General features: G+C 69.4%; 18 protein-coding genes. 7 read left to right on the top strand and 11 right to left on the bottom strand.

What is annotated here, in order from left to right; translation table 11 throughout:
• The first annotated feature begins 32 nt into the window (after positions 1-32).
• Complete coding sequence (locus ABZX02_RS13335; protein ID WP_355297866.1) at positions 33-710, top strand: SDR family oxidoreductase; 678 nt, start codon at positions 33-35, stop codon at positions 708-710.
• A gap of 29 nt (positions 711-739) precedes the next feature.
• Here ABZX02_RS13335 and ABZX02_RS13330 read toward each other — a convergent pair whose 3' ends face one another.
• Positions 740-2,053 (bottom strand): amidohydrolase, encoded by a 1,314-nt coding sequence (locus ABZX02_RS13330; protein WP_355297864.1) that lies wholly within the window; start codon positions 2,051-2,053, stop codon positions 740-742.
• 223 nt (positions 2,054-2,276) lie between these two features.
• Between ABZX02_RS13330 and ABZX02_RS13325 the strand changes: the two genes are divergently transcribed.
• Positions 2,277-2,483, top strand: coding sequence for a hypothetical protein (locus ABZX02_RS13325; RefSeq protein ID WP_355297862.1), 207 nt, complete (start codon positions 2,277-2,279; stop codon positions 2,481-2,483).
• Position 2,484: 1 nt separating this feature from the next.
• Here ABZX02_RS13325 and ABZX02_RS13320 read toward each other — a convergent pair whose 3' ends face one another.
• From ABZX02_RS13320 to ABZX02_RS13305, 4 genes are all read right to left on the bottom strand, one after another.
• Positions 2,485-3,648 carry a histidine kinase gene (locus ABZX02_RS13320; RefSeq protein ID WP_355297860.1) on the bottom strand — a complete coding sequence of 388 codons (1,164 nt, stop codon included), beginning with the start codon at positions 3,646-3,648 and terminating at the stop codon, positions 2,485-2,487.
• Between the two features lie 295 nt (positions 3,649-3,943).
• Positions 3,944-5,050, bottom strand: coding sequence for a nitric oxide synthase oxygenase (locus tag ABZX02_RS13315; protein ID WP_355297858.1), 1,107 nt, complete (start codon positions 5,048-5,050; stop codon positions 3,944-3,946).
• A gap of 132 nt (positions 5,051-5,182) precedes the next feature.
• On the bottom strand, positions 5,183-5,827 hold the full coding sequence (trmB, locus tag ABZX02_RS13310) for a tRNA (guanosine(46)-N7)-methyltransferase TrmB (RefSeq protein WP_355298397.1): 645 nt from the start codon (positions 5,825-5,827) through the stop codon (positions 5,183-5,185).
• A 68-nt stretch (positions 5,828-5,895) separates the two neighbouring features.
• Positions 5,896-6,300 carry a hypothetical protein gene (locus ABZX02_RS13305; RefSeq protein WP_355297856.1) on the bottom strand — a complete coding sequence of 135 codons (405 nt, stop codon included), beginning with the start codon at positions 6,298-6,300 and terminating at the stop codon, positions 5,896-5,898.
• A gap of 260 nt (positions 6,301-6,560) precedes the next feature.
• Here ABZX02_RS13305 and mycP point away from each other — a divergent pair, with 260 nt between their 5' ends.
• Positions 6,561-7,712: a type VII secretion-associated serine protease mycosin gene (mycP, locus tag ABZX02_RS13300; RefSeq protein WP_355297854.1), complete on the top strand. Its 1,152-nt coding sequence runs from the start codon at positions 6,561-6,563 to the stop codon at positions 7,710-7,712.
• Here mycP and ABZX02_RS13295 read toward each other — a convergent pair.
• The 3 genes from ABZX02_RS13295 to ABZX02_RS13285 all read right to left on the bottom strand — a co-directional run bounded on the left by ABZX02_RS13295 (position 7,678) and on the right by ABZX02_RS13285 (position 10,345).
• Positions 7,678-8,580, bottom strand: coding sequence for an ABC transporter ATP-binding protein (locus ABZX02_RS13295; RefSeq protein ID WP_355297852.1), 903 nt, complete (start codon positions 8,578-8,580; stop codon positions 7,678-7,680). The genes mycP and ABZX02_RS13295 overlap by 35 nt on opposite strands.
• A gap of 92 nt (positions 8,581-8,672) precedes the next feature.
• Positions 8,673-9,428 (bottom strand): hypothetical protein, encoded by a 756-nt coding sequence (locus ABZX02_RS13290; RefSeq protein ID WP_355297850.1) that lies wholly within the window; start codon positions 9,426-9,428, stop codon positions 8,673-8,675.
• A gap of 5 nt (positions 9,429-9,433) precedes the next feature.
• Positions 9,434-10,345, bottom strand: a complete 912-nt coding sequence (locus ABZX02_RS13285) for an ATP-binding cassette domain-containing protein (protein WP_355297848.1) — start codon at positions 10,343-10,345, stop codon at positions 9,434-9,436.
• 129 nt (positions 10,346-10,474) lie between these two features.
• Between ABZX02_RS13285 and ABZX02_RS13280 the strand changes: the two genes are divergently transcribed.
• Entirely contained in the window at positions 10,475-10,909 is a 435-nt protein-coding gene (locus ABZX02_RS13280) for a PPOX class F420-dependent oxidoreductase (protein WP_355297846.1), read from the top strand.
• On the opposite strand, the gene ABZX02_RS13275 is transcribed toward ABZX02_RS13280, so the two are convergent.
• The gene (locus ABZX02_RS13275) at positions 10,906-11,691 is read right to left on the bottom strand and encodes an HAD family hydrolase (RefSeq protein WP_355297845.1); all 786 of its coding nucleotides are present in this window, start codon (positions 11,689-11,691) and stop codon (positions 10,906-10,908) included. The genes ABZX02_RS13280 and ABZX02_RS13275 overlap by 4 nt on opposite strands.
• A gap of 48 nt (positions 11,692-11,739) precedes the next feature.
• On the opposite strand from ABZX02_RS13275, the gene ABZX02_RS13270 reads away from it, so the two are divergent.
• Genes ABZX02_RS13270 through ABZX02_RS13260 form a run of 3 tightly spaced genes read left to right on the top strand, consistent with a single transcriptional unit; the run spans position 11,740 to position 13,652 of the window.
• The gene (locus ABZX02_RS13270; protein WP_355297844.1) at positions 11,740-12,267 is read left to right on the top strand and encodes a TetR/AcrR family transcriptional regulator; all 528 of its coding nucleotides are present in this window, start codon (positions 11,740-11,742) and stop codon (positions 12,265-12,267) included.
• Between the two features lies 1 nt (position 12,268).
• Positions 12,269-12,748: a pyridoxamine 5'-phosphate oxidase family protein gene (locus tag ABZX02_RS13265; protein WP_355297842.1), complete on the top strand. Its 480-nt coding sequence runs from the start codon at positions 12,269-12,271 to the stop codon at positions 12,746-12,748.
• On the top strand, positions 12,732-13,652 hold the full coding sequence (locus ABZX02_RS13260) for an SDR family oxidoreductase (RefSeq protein WP_355297840.1): 921 nt from the start codon (positions 12,732-12,734) through the stop codon (positions 13,650-13,652). Before ABZX02_RS13265 ends, ABZX02_RS13260 begins: the two co-directional genes overlap by 17 nt.
• Here ABZX02_RS13260 and ABZX02_RS13255 read toward each other — a convergent pair.
• The gene (locus ABZX02_RS13255) at positions 13,649-14,305 is read right to left on the bottom strand and encodes a response regulator transcription factor (RefSeq protein ID WP_355297838.1); all 657 of its coding nucleotides are present in this window, start codon (positions 14,303-14,305) and stop codon (positions 13,649-13,651) included. The two genes, ABZX02_RS13260 and ABZX02_RS13255, sit on opposite strands and share 4 nt — an antisense overlap.
• A gap of 9 nt (positions 14,306-14,314) precedes the next feature.
• A complete protein-coding gene (locus ABZX02_RS13250) occupies positions 14,315-15,490 on the bottom strand; it encodes a sensor histidine kinase (RefSeq protein ID WP_355297837.1) in 1,176 nt (391 codons plus the stop codon).
• Positions 15,491-15,564: the final 74 nt, after the last annotated feature.

Genomic DNA, 15,564 nt, shown 5'->3' with positions numbered 1-15,564 from the left:
GAGGCCGCCTTTCCCAGCACTACAGTTCACCCATGACTGATCGTCCGGTCGCCCTCGTCACCGGGGCATCCAGTGGAATCGGCTCCGCCATCGCCCGCAGCCTGGCCCCGACGCACGACCTGCTGCTGGGCGGGCGCGACGAGGACTCCCTGTCCGTGCTGGCAGCGGAGCTCCCCGGCGCGCAGGCCTGGCCGTTCGACCTGACGAACGTCGCCTCCGCGGACCTGAGCGCGGTCTCGCGGTTGGACGTGATCGTCCACAGCGCCGGCATCGCCCTGCTCGGCCCGCTGGGCGAGGCCACGCAGGACGACTGGCGGAAGACCTTCGACGTGAACGTCTTCGCGGTCGCCGAACTGACCAACCTGGTCCTGCCCCAACTCCGTGCCGCCTCCGGGCACGTCGTGCTGATCAACTCGGGCGCGGGCCTCGCCGCGAACCCGGGCTGGGGCGTCTACGCGGCCTCGAAGTTCGCCCTGCGCGCGTACGCCGACGCGTTGCGCGGCGACGAGCCGTCGTTGCGGGTGACCACGGTCTACCCGGGCCGCACCGCCACGCCGATGCAGCAGGACGTGCGGCGCCAGGAGGGCGGCGAGTACGACCCGTCGAAGTACATCGACCCTGCCTCGGTGGGGCGGGCGGTGGCGTCGGCCGTGCTGGCGACGCCCGACGCCCACATCACCGAGATCAACGTGCGGTCCCGCCCGCACTAGTTGTCCATAGGCTTGTCAACAGCCTGTGGTTACGGGTTGACGCTCCGCAGTCGCGCTGCCACGGCCGTCACGCCGGCCTGAGCCTCGTGCCGGTCCACCCGCGTCGACTCCCCACCGGCGACGACCTGGTCACCGGCGACCCACACGTCGGTGACCCGGCGCGACCCGGACCCCCACACGAGGTTCGCGAGCAGCTGCGAGTCCGGCGCGTCCAGCCCGGTCGCGAACGCCGGGTCGTCCGCCGCGACGTGCACGACGTCGGCCCAGCGCCCGGCCTCGAGCGCGCCGATGTCGTCGCGGCCGAGTGCCGCGGCCCCGCTGCGGGTCGCCATCAGCAGCGCCTGCGCGGCGCCGAGCACGGTCGCGTCCATCTTCGAGACTCGGGCCAGCAGACCTGCCAGCCGTGCCTCCTCGAACAGGTCCAGGTCGTCGTTCGACGCTGGTCCGTCCGTGCCGAGGCCGACGGAGACACCGGCGGCCAGCAGCTCCGGCACCCGTGCGATGCCCGAGGCCAGCTTCATGTTCGAGCCCGGGCAGTGCGCGACGCCGACGCCGAACGACGCGTACAGCGCGATGTCGTCGTCGGACAGGTGCACGGAGTGCGCGGACAGCACGCGGCCACCCAGCACGTCGGAGGCCTTCAGCAGCGCGGGCACGGAACCGAACTCGGCGCGGGCGGCCTCGTCCTCGAACGGCGACTCGGCGACGTGGACCATGAACAGCGCCCCGCGCTCGCGCGCTTCCACGGCGATCGACGTGAGCTGCGGTGCCGAGAGCGTGTAGGCGGAGTGCGGTCCGTAGGCCAGCTCGACGCGTTCGCCGGGGCCGAAGCGCAGGCCGTCGGCGTCGATCCACGCGGAGATCTCGCCGGTTAGCGCCTTCCAGTCCATGCCGGGCACGTCGAGGATCGCGCCGCCGAACACCACCCTCGAACCGGCCTCCAGCACGGCCGACACCAGCTCGGGGCCGTGGAAGTACATCTCGGCGGACGTGGTGACGCCGTGCCGCAGCATCTCGACGGCGCCCAGCAGCATGCCGGTGCCGACGTCGGCGGCCGTCATCTGCGCCTCGTTCGGCCACATCTGCTCCTGCAGCCACCGCAGCAGCGGCAGGTCGGAGCCCAGGCCGCGCAGCACCGTCATCGGGCTGTGCGCGTGCGTGTTGATCAGGCCGGGCATCAGGATGCCGGTCAGCCGGCGGACCTCGCCGTCGAACGCGGGGGCGTCCGAGGCGGCACCCACGTGGGTGATCCGGCCGTCGACGACGTCCACGACCGCGTCGCGCAGAACGGCGCAGGACAGGTCGCAGGGCAGGACCACCGGGGCGTGCAGACGCAGTGACATGCGGAGAATCCTGCCACTGTGACGCCGGTCACAAGCATGCATACATCCGGACGGGATGGGCATCCTCGCTGTGTCGGGCGCGGGCCGACCCCCAGGGTCCGCCCCGGCCTAAAACTTTTCCCCATCCAAGGGGCCCGTCAGAGCATGAGCCGACGGGCCCTTTGTGCATCCAAGAGCAACCACGGGCAGGACAGGGGCGTCTCAAGATCATGTCGAAGAAGCCGTGCACGTCCAGTGGACAGTTCCGCCGCGCGCAGAAGCCCGCCACCCCCAAGCCGCCGACCCGGCGCTGAGTTGGCATGATCACACTCCACGGTACGGGCGTGATCATGCGGAGGCATCAGTGGCCGACATCGACCCTCAGAACGACGACCAGTTCAGCGATGTCGAGATGACTCAGGAGTTCGAAGTCATCCGCGACAACGACTGAGCTAGGAGATCGGCAGTTCGGCGCGGACCGACCACCCGGCTGGTTCGCGCCGGCCTGCGGAGAACGACCCACCCAGCAGTTCCACGCGCTCGCGCATCCCGACGAGCCCGTAGCCTCCCGACCCGCCGACGGGCACGCCGGACGCGACCCCGTCGTCCAGCACCGTCAGGTGCAGCACACCGTTCCCGGAGGACAGCGAAACGTCCACTGAGGACACCGCTGCCGCGTGTTTCTGGGTGTTGGTCAACGATTCCTGCACCAGGCGCAGCACCGAGCGCGCCAGCTCCTGCGGCACCGAGTCCCGCAGGTCGAACGAGAGCCGCACGGGCAGTTCGGACTCCGTCGCCAGCGCGCGCACGTCGTCCACGAGCGACGACGACGCGGCCGGTCCGGGGGACTCCCCGTCGCGCAACGTCCCGACCAGTCGTCGCATCGCGGTCAGCGCCTCGTACCCGGACGCCTCGATGGTCGGCAGCACCTGTTCCGCCGCGGCACGGTTGAGCTGTCCCGCCTGCGCGTGCACGACGATCGCCGTCACGTAGTGCGCCACGACGTCGTGCAGCTCCCGCGCGAGCGCCAGCCGTTCGGAGTTCTGGGCCGCCGCGACGGAAGCAGCCAGCTGGGACGCGCGTTCGTTGTCCCTCGCCCGGAAGTACAGCCCGGTGCCCACCGAGATCACGAACATGAGCACCGCGCCGAACAGGTAGCTGCCCAGGTCGGGTGTGTACTCGCGGTAGTCCTCGGCCGCCACGACCGGGAAGCCGATGAACTCGGCGGCCACCATCGCCGCCACGACGACCGCGGTGCCGACGATCGCACGGCCGCGCGAGGCCTCCCGCACCACGATCGCGATCGTCGCCATCGCGGCGCCCGTGACGGAGATCGACGCACCGCTGACCCAGAAGTGCGGTTGCATCGCGACACCGATGATCCGCAGGTAAACGGCCGTGAACACGATCGCGGCGGCCAAGGCGAGCGTCGCGTCGAACGGGCGCCGGGGCGCCAGCACAGCGACCGCGCAGATCACCGCGACACCGGGCGCCTGCCACCACGGGTTCGTGAAACCCGCGGTGAAGAGTTCGAGCCCCGCGAGGAAGGCCAGCGACAACGCCAGGGGCCACTGGCGTTTGGCCAGCACCCGCCAGCTCACGTCCGTGCTCTCCACCCGAGCAACCCTAGGGCCGGAAGGGTGATCCCGCGTCCGACCGGGGGTTTACTCCGGCATCAGCCGGAAGGCTGAGGGAGCGACCTGCGGAAACACTCTCACGGCGGATGCCGGATTACGCCCCGGTCACGGACTCTGGAGGAGCGGAAGTACGGGAACGGAGGACGCCATGTTGTCAGTTGTGTTCACTTGGGCCGCCGCTGTGGTCGGCCTGTTGGTCCTCGCCCTGATGGCTCTCTCGGGCGTGATGATCGACTCGAAGCACTAGTCCCGGCACCAGCGTGTGATGGGGAAGTCAGGCGCTGGTCAGGGAATGTTGCTGGCGGAGCAGTTCCGCCAGCCGGCTCGTCGGTTGAGGACGGGTCTCGTCCAACGCGGCCGTGAAGCGCGCCGGAGAACCCGTCCGTGCGCGCGCCGCGGCTGCGGTGTCGAGCCGGAAAGCGGGCCGTGCGGCGGAAGGTCGTTGCCGCGACCGCAGCCACGCGAGGCGGTGCAACGCTTCCGCGTGGTGGTCGGTGATGGTGACGGCCGCCTTGTCGAACGAGTGCAGCACTGCAGCGTTCAGGTGAACGGTCGCGAAGTCCCGCCACAGCGTGCGTTCGGACGAGGTGTCGAGCCCCAGCGCGTCGGCGACCTCGCGCGCCACGCCGTAGGCACCTTCCTCGGCCAGTGAGCGCGTGCCGATCTCGGCGCCGACGAACCACGAGTTGAACGGCGCGGCCGGGTAGTTCACGCCACCGATCGACAGCTTCATGTTCGCGATGACCGGAACCGCGTGCCAGCGCAGGCCCATCTCGCCGAACCACGGCAGAGTCGGGTGCTCCAAAGGAACTTCGTGCACGATCTCGGACGGCAGCGTGAACAGCCGCGGACCTTCGTGCTGCGTCTCCACCACCAACGGCAGCAGGTCGAAGCGTGAGCGGCGCACGGGCGGACGCCATCCCATGCCCTGCATGGTTTCGGTGAAGCCTGAGTACCGGCGGTCCCCCATCCCGTCGGCGTACCCGGCGTACCGGATCAGCTGCTCGTTCCAGATCACCGGGCCGGGCGAACCGGGCGTGTCCGGCGCGAAAACCGTGACCAGCGGCCGGATCTCGCCGCCGTTGGTCGCGAGCCGCAGGTGCTCGACGCACTCGCCGGCCACCGCGGCGGCGTTGCGGTAGCCGCGCAGATCGCGGACCTTCAGCCGCCGCCACGGCACACCCGAGGTGCACCAGCCTGAGTCTCGCAACGCGATCCGCGCGCCGTACGCGAGCTCGTTGGTGGTGTGGCGGTAGGTTCCGGTCTCGGCGATCTCGGCGCGCACCTGGGCGATGCGGGCGGTCAGCGAGCCTGCGTCGGAGTGCGCCGCGTGGAACATGCGGACGAACTCCTCCGCGACGGGGAGGACGTCGGGGGTCACGGAGCGAGACGCTAAGCCCGGAACAGCCTCACGCGTCACTGCCACTCGGGGCATTTCGGGTGATCAACACCGGCCACTCCGACGAGTGAACCGTAGACCCAAGGTGTTCACTCGATCGGCTTGAGACCTCGATCAGGTGAGGTCGTTCCGCCGGAACATCAGGTCGTGCGACACCCGATCCTCGTTGACCGCGCGCTGCTCGAACTTCGTGACGGGTCGCCAGTCCGGTCGCGGAGCCCAGCCGTCGTACACGTTGGTCAGCAGCCGCTCGCCGGAGCAGACCGCCAGCATCTGCTCGGCGTAGTTCTCCCAGTCGGTCGCGAGGTGCAGCACACCGCCGGGCTCCAACCGCGACGCGACGAGCGACACGAACTCCGGCTGCACGAGACGACGCTTGTGGTGCTTCTTCTTCGGCCACGGGTCCGGGAAGAAGATCCGCACACCGTGCAACGACGCGGGCGCCACGTGGTCGGTCAGCAGGTCGACGGCGTCACCGCGCAGCACGCGCAGGTTGTCGAGACCGCCGAGGTGCTCGGCGCGCAGCAGCAACTGGGCGAGGCCCGGCTTGTAGACCTCGGCGGCGACGTAGTTGAGCTCGGGCGCGGCGGCCACGAGTTGGGAGGTGGTCTCGCCCATGCCGGACCCGATCTCCAGCAGCACCGGCGCCGAGCGGCCGAACCACGAGTCGAAGTCGACCGGCCCCTCGGGCAACGACTTCACGTCGTTGCCCATCTTCTCCCAGTACGTGTCCCAGGCGCGCTCCTGTCCCACGGTCATGCGCTCGCCGCGCTGGACGAAGCTGACGATGGAACGGTGGAACTCAGGCCTGGTCACGACCGGTCATTCTAGGCAATGAGTTCGATGTCCTCGATCTGAGCACGCAGCTCAGCGACGGTGAACTCGATGACCTCGGGCTTGCCGGCCCCGCGGTGGGCGGGAACGAGGTGCACGAACCCGCGGTGCGCGTCCGTGAACTGCACGGTCGTGGGGGTGGCGGGACCGTAGACACCGCTTTCGGACGGCACGTACTCCCAGTACCCGACCTCGCCGAGGTCGACCCAGGGCACGAACACCCAGCCGGGACGGGAGACGAGCAGCTCGCTCACCGCGTCCTCGACGGCGTGACCTTCGGCACGGGAGCCCAGGCGGCCCCGTTCGAGCGCCCGCAGCCACCACGGCGCGGGGGCGTTCTCGACGTCCCGCACGGAGCGGTACATCGTCAGGACCTCGTCCTCGGGAGCGCGGTTCACCCAGGAACGGCGGGCGTCGGCTGGGGTGAGGGCGATTTCGGAAGGGTTGGGAGCTTCGAGAGCACTGGACCACTCGAGGCCGAGCATTGCTTCCACACGGACCACTGGCCACCTCCGCGGCGGGGATAACCCCATTGAACGTGAAGCCAAACGTCGATGATGTCCAAAATGACGGTTTTTATCGGTTGTTAACAGCTCTCTTACGCAACCTGTGACGCCGCGCACGTTGCGTTGTGAGTTGGAAACACGATGTAGCTGACGTGCCCCTGCTCCCCGCGCTCGCCGTCGCGCTGCCGTTGCTGCTCGCCGCGCAGACGATCGAGGAGCAGGAGTGGCACCTCGACGCGCTCGACATCTACTCGGCGCAGGCCCAAGCGCGCGGGGACGGCGTGGTGGTCGCGGTGATCGACTCCGGCGTCGACGCGAAGCACCCCGACCTCGCCGGCCAGGTCCTGCCGGGGACGGGTTTCGGCAGGTCGAAGGGCACCGACGGCACGACGGACGCCGACGGGCACGGCACCGGGATGGCCGGGATCATCGCCGCGACCGGACGAGGTGGCGGCGCGCTCGGCATCGCGCCCGGCGCCAAGATCCTGCCGATCGCGAGCGCCGACGAGAAGGAGCAGTTCGGGCTCGACGTCGTCTCCGACAGCATCCGGTGGGCCGCGGACCACGGCGCCAAGGTCATCAACATGTCCCTCGGCTTCTCCAGTTCCATGACGCCGACGCTCGTGAAAGCTGTTAATTACGCGATCGAGAAGGACGTCGTGCTCGTCGCCGCCACGGGCAACGACGGCAAGGAGGTCTCCGCGCCCGCGAACATCAACGGCGTGGTCGCGGTGGCCGGCACGACCAAGGACGGCAAGCCGTGGGCGTCGTCGAACGTCGGCGCGGACACGGTGCTCGCGGCACCGGCGGTCGGCATCGTGACGGTCGCGCCGGAGAGCGTCTACGCGAGCGGGTACGCCGAGATGGACGGCACGAGTGCCGCGTCGGCGATCGTCTCCGGCGTCGCCGCGCTGGTGCGCGCGAAGCACCCGGACTGGCCGGCCAAGGACGTCGTCAACGCGTTGATCAAGACCGCCACCGACCTCGCCGAGCCCGGCAGGGACAAGACCACGGGCTTCGGCATGGTCAACCCGATGGGCGCGCTCACCGCGCAGCTCCCGCCGGTGGAGCGCAACCCGCTGCTGCCTCCGCCGAAGCCCACCACCACGACGCAGCCGACCGCGGCCGTCGCCGCGAAGAGCCAGGAGCAGCCGGTCGACCTGTCCGACCGGCTGCCGTTCGTCGCCGGCGTCACGGGCGGCACCGCGGTGATGACCGGGCTGCTGATCGCGTTGCCCGCCATCAGGTCGCGGCGCCCCAAGCCCGTGGTCAGTGAGCCTGGTACTCCACCGACTCCTTGGTGAGCTGCATGAAGGCCTCCTCCAGCGAACCGCGCTGGGGGCTGAGCTCGTGCAGCACGATCTGGTGCTCCGCCGCGAGCTCGCCGATCTGCTGGGCCGGGATCCCGTGCACCACCAGCGACCCGCTCGCCGAGTCGTCCGTGACCGTCGCGTGCGCGGCGAGGATCTCGCGCAGCTTCGCGGCGTGCGGTGACCGCACCCGGACGGTGTCCTGGGTGGCGTCCGCGATGAACTGCTCGGTGGTCGTCTGCGCGATCAGCTGACCGCGGCCGATGACGATGAGGTCCTGCGCGGTCTGCGACATCTCCGACAGCAGGTGGCTCGACACGAACACCGTGCGGCCCTCGCCCGCCAGCCGGTGCATGAACTGCCGGATCCACAGGATGCCCTCGGGGTCGAGGCCGTTGACCGGCTCGTCGAACAGCAGCACCTCGGGGTCGCCGAGCAGCGCGCCCGCGATGCCGAGCCGCTGCGACATGCCGAGCGAGAAGCCACCGGCGTTCTTGTGCGCGACCTCGGTCAGGCCGACGACCTCCAGCACCTCCTGGACGCGGCTGACCGGGATCTTGTTCGAGACCGCGAGCCACTTGAGGTGCGAGCGAGCGGACCGGTTGGGGTGCACCCACTTCGCGTCGAGCAGCGCGCCGATCTTGCGCAACGGCTGCTTGAGCTGGGCGTAGTGCTGCCCGTCGATCCTGACGTCACCGCCGGTGGGGGTGTCGAGGCCGAGGATCATCCGCATGGTCGTGGACTTGCCGGCGCCGTTCGGGCCGAGGAAGCCCGTGACGCGGCCCGGCCGGACGGTGAACGACAGGTCGTCGACGGCCTTGGTCTTGCCGTAGTGCTTCTGCAACCGCACTGCTTCGATCATGACGTCTCCCGGTTCGCTCGCGAGAACTGACAGGGACCTGGGTCACCCCCCGACGGATGACCCAGGTCCCTCTCCCCCTTATTCGGAACAGGTCACGCGTCCCGCCGCTTCGCGACGATCAGGGCGACCACCAGGAGCGCGACCGCGATCCCGGCGAAGTAGCCGAGCGAACCCCACTGGCTCAGCTTGAAGTCGACACCCGCACCCGCCTGCTCGGCCATGTTGTCGCCGCCGAGCTGCAGGAAGTGGTTGGCGTTCATGAAGGGCAGCCACGCCTGGATCTTGACGCCGACCTTCGGGATGATCCCGATCAGGCCTTCCAGCAGCATGTTCCAGACCAGCAGGATCGCGACGGCGCCGGCGGTCTGGCGGACCAGGATGCCGACCGCGATCGCGATGATCGCGCCGATGCCGTAGAGCAGGCCGACGCCCGCCACGTGCCGCCACTCGCCGCTCGTGTTGATCGCGAGGTCCGAGGCGGGCGAGAGCACCTTCGCGATGCCCACCGAGCCGAACGCGATGATCTCGCCGAGCAGTGCGGCGATGAACGCCACCACGACGGTCTTCGCGACCAGCGCGGACGTCCGGTTCGGCACCGCGAGGAACGTGGCGCGGATCGTGCTGAAGCGGTACTCGGTCGTGACCGCGAGGGCCGCCATCACCAGCACGACGGACAGCGCGAGCTGGCTGCTGCCGAACTGCGTGACGCCGAGGGACACCTGGCCGTTGTCGGTGGTGCCCGCGATGATCGCGGTGAGCCCGACGCCGAGGACCAGGGCGAGCGCGCTGCACCAGTACGGCGAGCGGGTCGAGAAGAGCTTGATTCTCTCAACTGCCAACAGGGTCATCAGACTCACTTCCCGATCTCTGCGTGGTACTCGACAGCATCGCCGGTCAGCTGCATGAACGCCTCTTCGAGCGAACCGCGCTGGGGGCTCAGCTCGTGCAGGACGACACCGTTGGCAGCGGCGATGTCCCCGATCTGGTCACTGGTGGCACCCGATACGGACAACGCGCCGTCCGCACCGTCACGAACCGTGAAGCCCTTGTCGACGAGCAACGGGCCGAGCTTGAACAGCTGAGGACTGCGCACGAGGACGGTGTTACCCGTCGAGCGGTCGATGAACTCCTGCGTGCTGCTCTGCGTGATCAGCCTCCCCCGGCCGATCACCACGAGCTCGCTGGCCGTCAGCGCCATCTCCGACAGCAGGTGGCTCGACACCAGGACCGTGCGGCCCTCGGCGGCGAGGTTCTGCATGAACGTGCGGATCCAGAGGATGCCCTCGGGGTCCAGGCCGTTCACCGGCTCGTCGAAGAGCAACACCTTCGGGTCACCCAGCAGTGCCGCGGCGATCCCCAGCCGCTGCGACATGCCGAGCGAGAACCCGCCGGCGTTCTTGCCCGCGACCTGGGTGAGGCCGACGGCCTCGAGCACCGCGTCGACGCGGGTCTTCGGCAGGCCGTTGGACACCGCGAGCCACCTGAGGTGGGCGCGGGCGGACCGGTTGGGGTGCACCCACTTGGCGTCGAGCAGCGCGCCGACCGTCTGGAGTGGACGCTTGAGCTCGGTGTAGGGCTTGCCGTCGATCAGCACGCGGCCTGCCGTCGGACGGTCGAGCCCCAGGATCATCCGCATGGTGGTGGACTTGCCCGCGCCGTTCGGACCGAGGAATCCGGTCACCCGTCCAGGTTGGACGGTGAACGACAGGTCGTCGACCGCGACCGTCCTGCCGTATCTCTTGGTGAGGCCGATTGCCTCGATCATTTCTGTCCCCTCTCGGTGATGGGATTACCTTCCCGTCCCGAGGGGTCCTCTCACATCGGCCTGCGGTCTGCGCGTGCGTCAACTTCCGTCGTCAGGTGGCGCTACCTCCGTCGTAGTTGAATGAGCCACATGGGATACACGGAAGCCCCGGACGGCTGGTGGCGCGAGTTCGTCCTGGCCAAGCCCGCCCGCACCGGCAAGCTCGCGGTCACCCGCAAGGACGGATCACCGCACGTCGCGCCGGTCTGGGTGGACCTCGACGGTCCCGACGTCGTCTTCCTGACCGCCCGGGAGACGGTCAAGGGCAAGTCGATCCTGCGCGACGGCCGGGTGGCCCTGTGCTTCGACAACGAGCTGCCGCCCTTCGACTTCGTGACCATCACCGGCCAGGCCGTGGTGGACGAGGACCCGGAACAGCTCAAGTACTGGGCGGGCCGCACGGCCGCGCGCTACATGGGCGACGACCGCGCCGACGAGTACGCCGAGCGCAACGGGGTGCCCGGCGAGATGGTCGTGCGGGTGAAGGTCGACAAGGTCGTCGCCGTGCAGAACGTCTCCGACTAGCCGGGGAAGTACCGGTTCAACACCCGGGCGGCGCCGTCCTCCAGCACGGTCGGCGCCACCTCGTCCGCGACCGCCTGGACGTGCGCCGGCGCCTGTCCCATCGCGACCCCGCGCCCGGCCCACGTCAGCATCTCGACGTCGTTCGACCCGTCGCCGATCGCGAGCGCGTCCGCGGGCCTGATGCCGAGCGACGCGCAGAGCTCGTCCAGCGCCGTACCCTTCGAGACGTTCGGCGGCACCGCGGTCAGCCACGCCTCGGTGTGGTCGACGGACCACTCGACGCCCGGCAGTTCCAGGTCCTTCACCGCGAACGACAGCTCCGCCGGAGTGCGGTCGAGCCACCGCATGACGAGCCGCGAGGTCGGCACCGCCATCTCCTCGAACGTCGCCTGCCTCGTCTCGCCCCACAGGTCGCCGGGCAGGAACTCACCGAGCGACAGGTTGCCCACGCCGGTCCGCTCGGTGGCGAACACCGCGCCCGGCAGCAACGCCTGCAGCGCCTTGATCGTCGGGCCGGGGTCGAACGTCACTCGCTTGGTCACCTCGCCGAGAGCCGGGTCCCACCACACGGCACCGTTGGAGCAGAGCGCCAGCGACACGGGCAGCTGCGGCGCGATCTCCGTGATGCCGATCAGGCTGCGGCCGGTGCACAGCACCACGTGGGCGCCGTGTTCGGCGGCACGCGTGATGGCCGCTTTCACGGCAGGTGGGACGTCGTTCGAGCCGACTCCGGTCAGGGTTCCGTCGATGTCCAGCGCTACGAGCCGAGGTCTCCAGGTCACGTGACACCACCCTAGGCGAAGGTTAGTGAATTGTGGTTCACTAACCGGGTGGCACGACCTCGCACCATCACCGACGAACGGATCCTGAACGCCGTCGCGGCCGTCATCGACCGGCGCGGACCGGAGTTCACCGTCGCGGACGTGGCGGCGGAGGCTGGGGTCTCGGTGGGCGCGGTGGCGAAGCGGTTCGGGTCGAAGAGCGGGCTGCTGCAGGCGCTCACGAAAGCGGGCACCGACGAGGTCGTGCGACGGATGCGCGAGGCGGGCAGCGTCCGGGCCGCGCTGATGATGTGGTTCGACCGGCTCGCGGATCCCGTGGTCGCGACGAACAACCTGGCGCAGCTCGGGGTCGACCTGATCGACCCGGACCTGCGCGCGTTGCTGGCGAAGCACTACGCGGCGCTGGAAGACGAGCTGGAGAACCTGTGCGCGGCCGAGGAACTGCCGCCGAACGCGGCCCGCGTCCTCGCCGCGCTGGTCTACGGGATCTCCATGGACTGGTCGGTCCGGCCGCGCGGTGACCTGCTGGCGCGCATGAGCGAGGACATCGATCTGGTGCTGGAAGGGATGCGCTGAAATGGCTAGCTGGGCGGAGTTCTCGGCGGAACAGCCCGACATGGCGGCGTTCGTGCAGGCCCGGTTCGCGGCGGACCGGCACGCGTTGCTCGCGACGTTGCGCAAGGACGGCTCGCCGCGCATCAGCGGTGTGGAACCGGACTTCGCGCACGGCGACGTGTGGGCGGGCATGATGCCCGGCTCGCTGAAGTCGAAGGACCTGCAACGCGATCCGAGGTTCGCGTTGCACTGCATGACGACGACGGCGTCCATGACCGAGGCGGGCGACGCGAAGATCAGCGGTACTGCGGAGGTGTGGACGGACAAGGACGTCTACCTGAAGGACCTGTTCGACCGCACGGGGTGGGGTCCGGCGCCGGAGGAGATCGACCTGTTCCGGTTCGACGTCACGGAGGTCGTGCAGCTCACGGTGGAGGGCGACGGGATGATCGTCCTGTCCTGGCACGAGGGAAGGGGAACTCGACGTGTCGAGAAGAAGTGATCCGGATCTGAGCGGGAAGGTCGCGGTCGTCACCGGCGCCACGCGCGGAGCGGGCCGGGCGATCGCGGTCGAACTGGGGGCGGCGGGAGCGACGGTGTTCGTCGCCGGCCGGACCACGCGGCAGCAGCGGTCGGAGATCGGCCGGTCGGAGACGATCGAGGAGACCGCCGAGCTCGTGGACGCCGCCGGTGGCAAGGGGATCGCGGTCCGCTGCGACCTGACGAATCCGTCCGATGTGGACGCTCTCGCGGCGCGCATCGAGAAGCTCGACATCTTCGTCGACAACGCCTGGGGCGGCGAGAACCTCGTCGAGTGGGGCAAGTTCTGGGAGCACGACCTCGACAAGCAGTTGCACATGTGGCGCAACGGTGTGGAGACGCACCTGATCGCCATCCACAAGCTGATGCCGATCCTGCTGAAGTCCGACGACGGCCTCGTGGTCGAGGTGACCGACGGCGAGGACGGCGAGGCGTACTTCGTGAACCTCCCGTACGACGCGGTGAAGAACACCGTGCGGCGGTTCGGCGAGGTGCTCGCGAAGGACCTGAAGGACCACCCGAACGTGACGGCGGTCGCGGCCACGCCGGGGTTCCTGCGGTCCGAGCAGATGCTGGAGGGCTTCGGCGTCACCGAGGCGAACTGGCGTGACGCGATCGAGAAGGTGCCGGACTACGCGTTGTCCGAGACACCGCACTACCTCGGCCGCGGCCTCGCGCACCTGGCCGCGGACAAGGACCGCGCGAGGTTCTCCGGGCAGTGCCTGTCGTCGTGGAAGCTCAAGCGCGAGTACGGGTTCACCGACCTCGACGGCTCGCAGCCCGACTGGGGCCACTGGTGGGACGACGTCGTGAAGCCGCGGATGGCCGGGCAGACGGTGGACGCCGATCCCGAGAAGTACCGCTAGGCGTCACCGGGGCGGACGAGACCGGTCTCGTAGGCGAGCACCACGGCCTGCACCCGGTCTCGCAGCTCCAGCTTCGCGAGGATCCGGCCGACGTGCGTCTTCACCGTCGCCTCGGACAGGAACAGCTTGCGGGCGATCTCGGTGTTCGACAGGCCCTTCGCGATCAGCACGAGCACCTCGCGCTCGCGTTCGGTCAGCACGTCGAGCATCGAGGCGTCCCGCAGCTCACCGCCGCCGTCGCCGAGGAACCGGCCGAGCAGCCGCTTCGTCACCGACGGCGAGACCACCGCGTCGCCGGACGCCACCGCGCGCAGTGCCGACACCAGGTCGGACGGCGGGGTGTCCTTCAGCAGGAAGCCGCTGGCGCCGTTGCGCAGCGCCGAGAGCGCGTACTCGTCCATGTCGAAGGTCGTCATGACCAGCACCTTCGCCGAGTCCGCCTCGGCGATGCGCTTGGTGGCCTCCACGCCGTCCATCACGGGCATGCGGACGTCCATCAACACCACGTCGGGCCGCAGCTTGTCGGCCATCTGCACGGCGTCGAGGCCGTCGGCCGCCTCGCCGATCACGTCGATGTCTTCCTGCGCGCCCAGGACCATGCGAAAGCCCATGCGCATGAGTTCCTGGTCGTCGACCAGCAGCACCCGAATCACTCGATCACCCTATGCGGCGAGCGGGAATGTCGCGCGCACGCGCCAGCCCCCGCCGGGGTTGGGGCCCGCCTCGAACTCCCCGCCCAGCACCGCAGCCCTTTCCCTCATGCCGATCAGTCCGTTGCCGCCGGAGACCTTGACGACGTCGTGCGGCGTGCCGAAGCCGTTGTCGGTCACCTCGAGCCGCAGTTCCTCCGGTGAGCGCGCCAGCCGGACCAAGGCGGTGGTCCCCGAGCCGGCGTGCTTGATGGTGTTCGTCAGCGCCTCCTGCACGATCCGGTAGATGCTCAGGCCGACGCCGACGGGCAGGTCGTCCACGTCACCGGTGATCTCCAGCCGCACCGGGACGCCGGCGGCCCTGGCGTTCTCGGCCAGCTCGACCACCCCGCGCGCGTCCGGCTGCGGTGCCCACTGCGTCTCCGCGTCCTCGCTGCGCAGCACACCGAGCAGGCGGCGCATCTCGGTCAGCGCGAGACGGCCGGTGTCGGCGATCGTGCGGACCGCGTTCTCGGCGACCTCGGGCTGGGTCCTGATCGTGTAGGCGGCGCCGTCGGCGTGCACGATCATCACGCTCACCGCGTGCGCGACCACGTCGTGCAGCTCGCGGGCGATGCGGGACCGCTCCTCGCCCACCGCGATCCTGGCCTGCTGGTCGCGCTCGGTCTCGAGCAGTACCAGGCGTTGTTCCATCTCCCGCTGGTAGGCGCGGCGGGCGCCGATGAACTCGCCCATCGCCCAGCTGAACCCGAAGATCACGAAGACCAGGAACACGAGGAACACGGCCTGGATCTCGCCGACCTGGAAGATCCCCCACAGCAGCGTGCCCGCGAGCAGCCAGCCCGAGTAGACCAACGCCGTCTTGCGGTTCGTGTACGCGACGAGCGTGTAGAGCGCTATGGCCAGGGCGAAGTCGGACATGCGCACCGGCAGGCCGTTGATGCCGCCGTGCGTGAAGAGCTGGAGGAACGCGCCGCCGAGGATCAGGTAGCTGGTGCCGAGCGGGTGGTAGCGGCGGAACGGCAGCGGGCCGAGCATCAGCGCCGTCACCGCGAGGTAGGCCGAGAACGAGACCCCCTTGTCGACCGCTGTGATCGCGAAACCCATGTCGAAGATCAGCAGGATTCCGGCGATCAGGGAGTCCCCGAAGGCCGGATGTGACTTCATCCACAGGCTGAACCGCCGCACCGGACAAGGTTAGGTGCGGACCGAACTTTCGCGCGTCGCGCCACGGGTTGACGCTGCGTACGACTTCAGTGTGA

This window comes from Lentzea sp. NPDC003310 (genome assembly GCF_040610935.1).
Classification (GTDB): Bacteria; Actinomycetota; Actinomycetes; order Mycobacteriales; family Pseudonocardiaceae; genus Lentzea.
This window is presented reverse-complemented; position numbering and strand designations above follow the sequence as displayed.

What these genes read in the sequence shown, in the direction of transcription:
- ABZX02_RS13295 (WP_355297852.1), bottom strand. Translation starts at nt 8,580, where the DNA reads ATGATCGAAGCAGTGCGGTTGCAGAAGCACTACGGCAAGACCAAGGCC.
- ABZX02_RS13285 (WP_355297848.1), bottom strand. Translation starts at nt 10,345, where the DNA reads ATGATCGAGGCAATCGGCCTCACCAAGAGATACGGCAGGACGGTCGCG.
- trmB (WP_355298397.1), bottom strand. Translation starts at nt 5,827, where the DNA reads ATGACCGTGGGACAGGAGCGCGCCTGGGACACGTACTGGGAGAAGATG.
- ABZX02_RS13265 (WP_355297842.1), top strand. Translation starts at nt 12,269, where the DNA reads ATGGCTAGCTGGGCGGAGTTCTCGGCGGAACAGCCCGACATGGCGGCG.
- ABZX02_RS13330 (WP_355297864.1), bottom strand. Translation starts at nt 2,053, where the DNA reads ATGTCACTGCGTCTGCACGCCCCGGTGGTCCTGCCCTGCGACCTGTCC.
- ABZX02_RS13290 (WP_355297850.1), bottom strand. Translation starts at nt 9,428, where the DNA reads ATGACCCTGTTGGCAGTTGAGAGAATCAAGCTCTTCTCGACCCGCTCG.
- ABZX02_RS13335 (WP_355297866.1), top strand. Translation starts at nt 33, where the DNA reads ATGACTGATCGTCCGGTCGCCCTCGTCACCGGGGCATCCAGTGGAATC.
- ABZX02_RS13280 (WP_355297846.1), top strand. Translation starts at nt 10,475, where the DNA reads ATGGGATACACGGAAGCCCCGGACGGCTGGTGGCGCGAGTTCGTCCTG.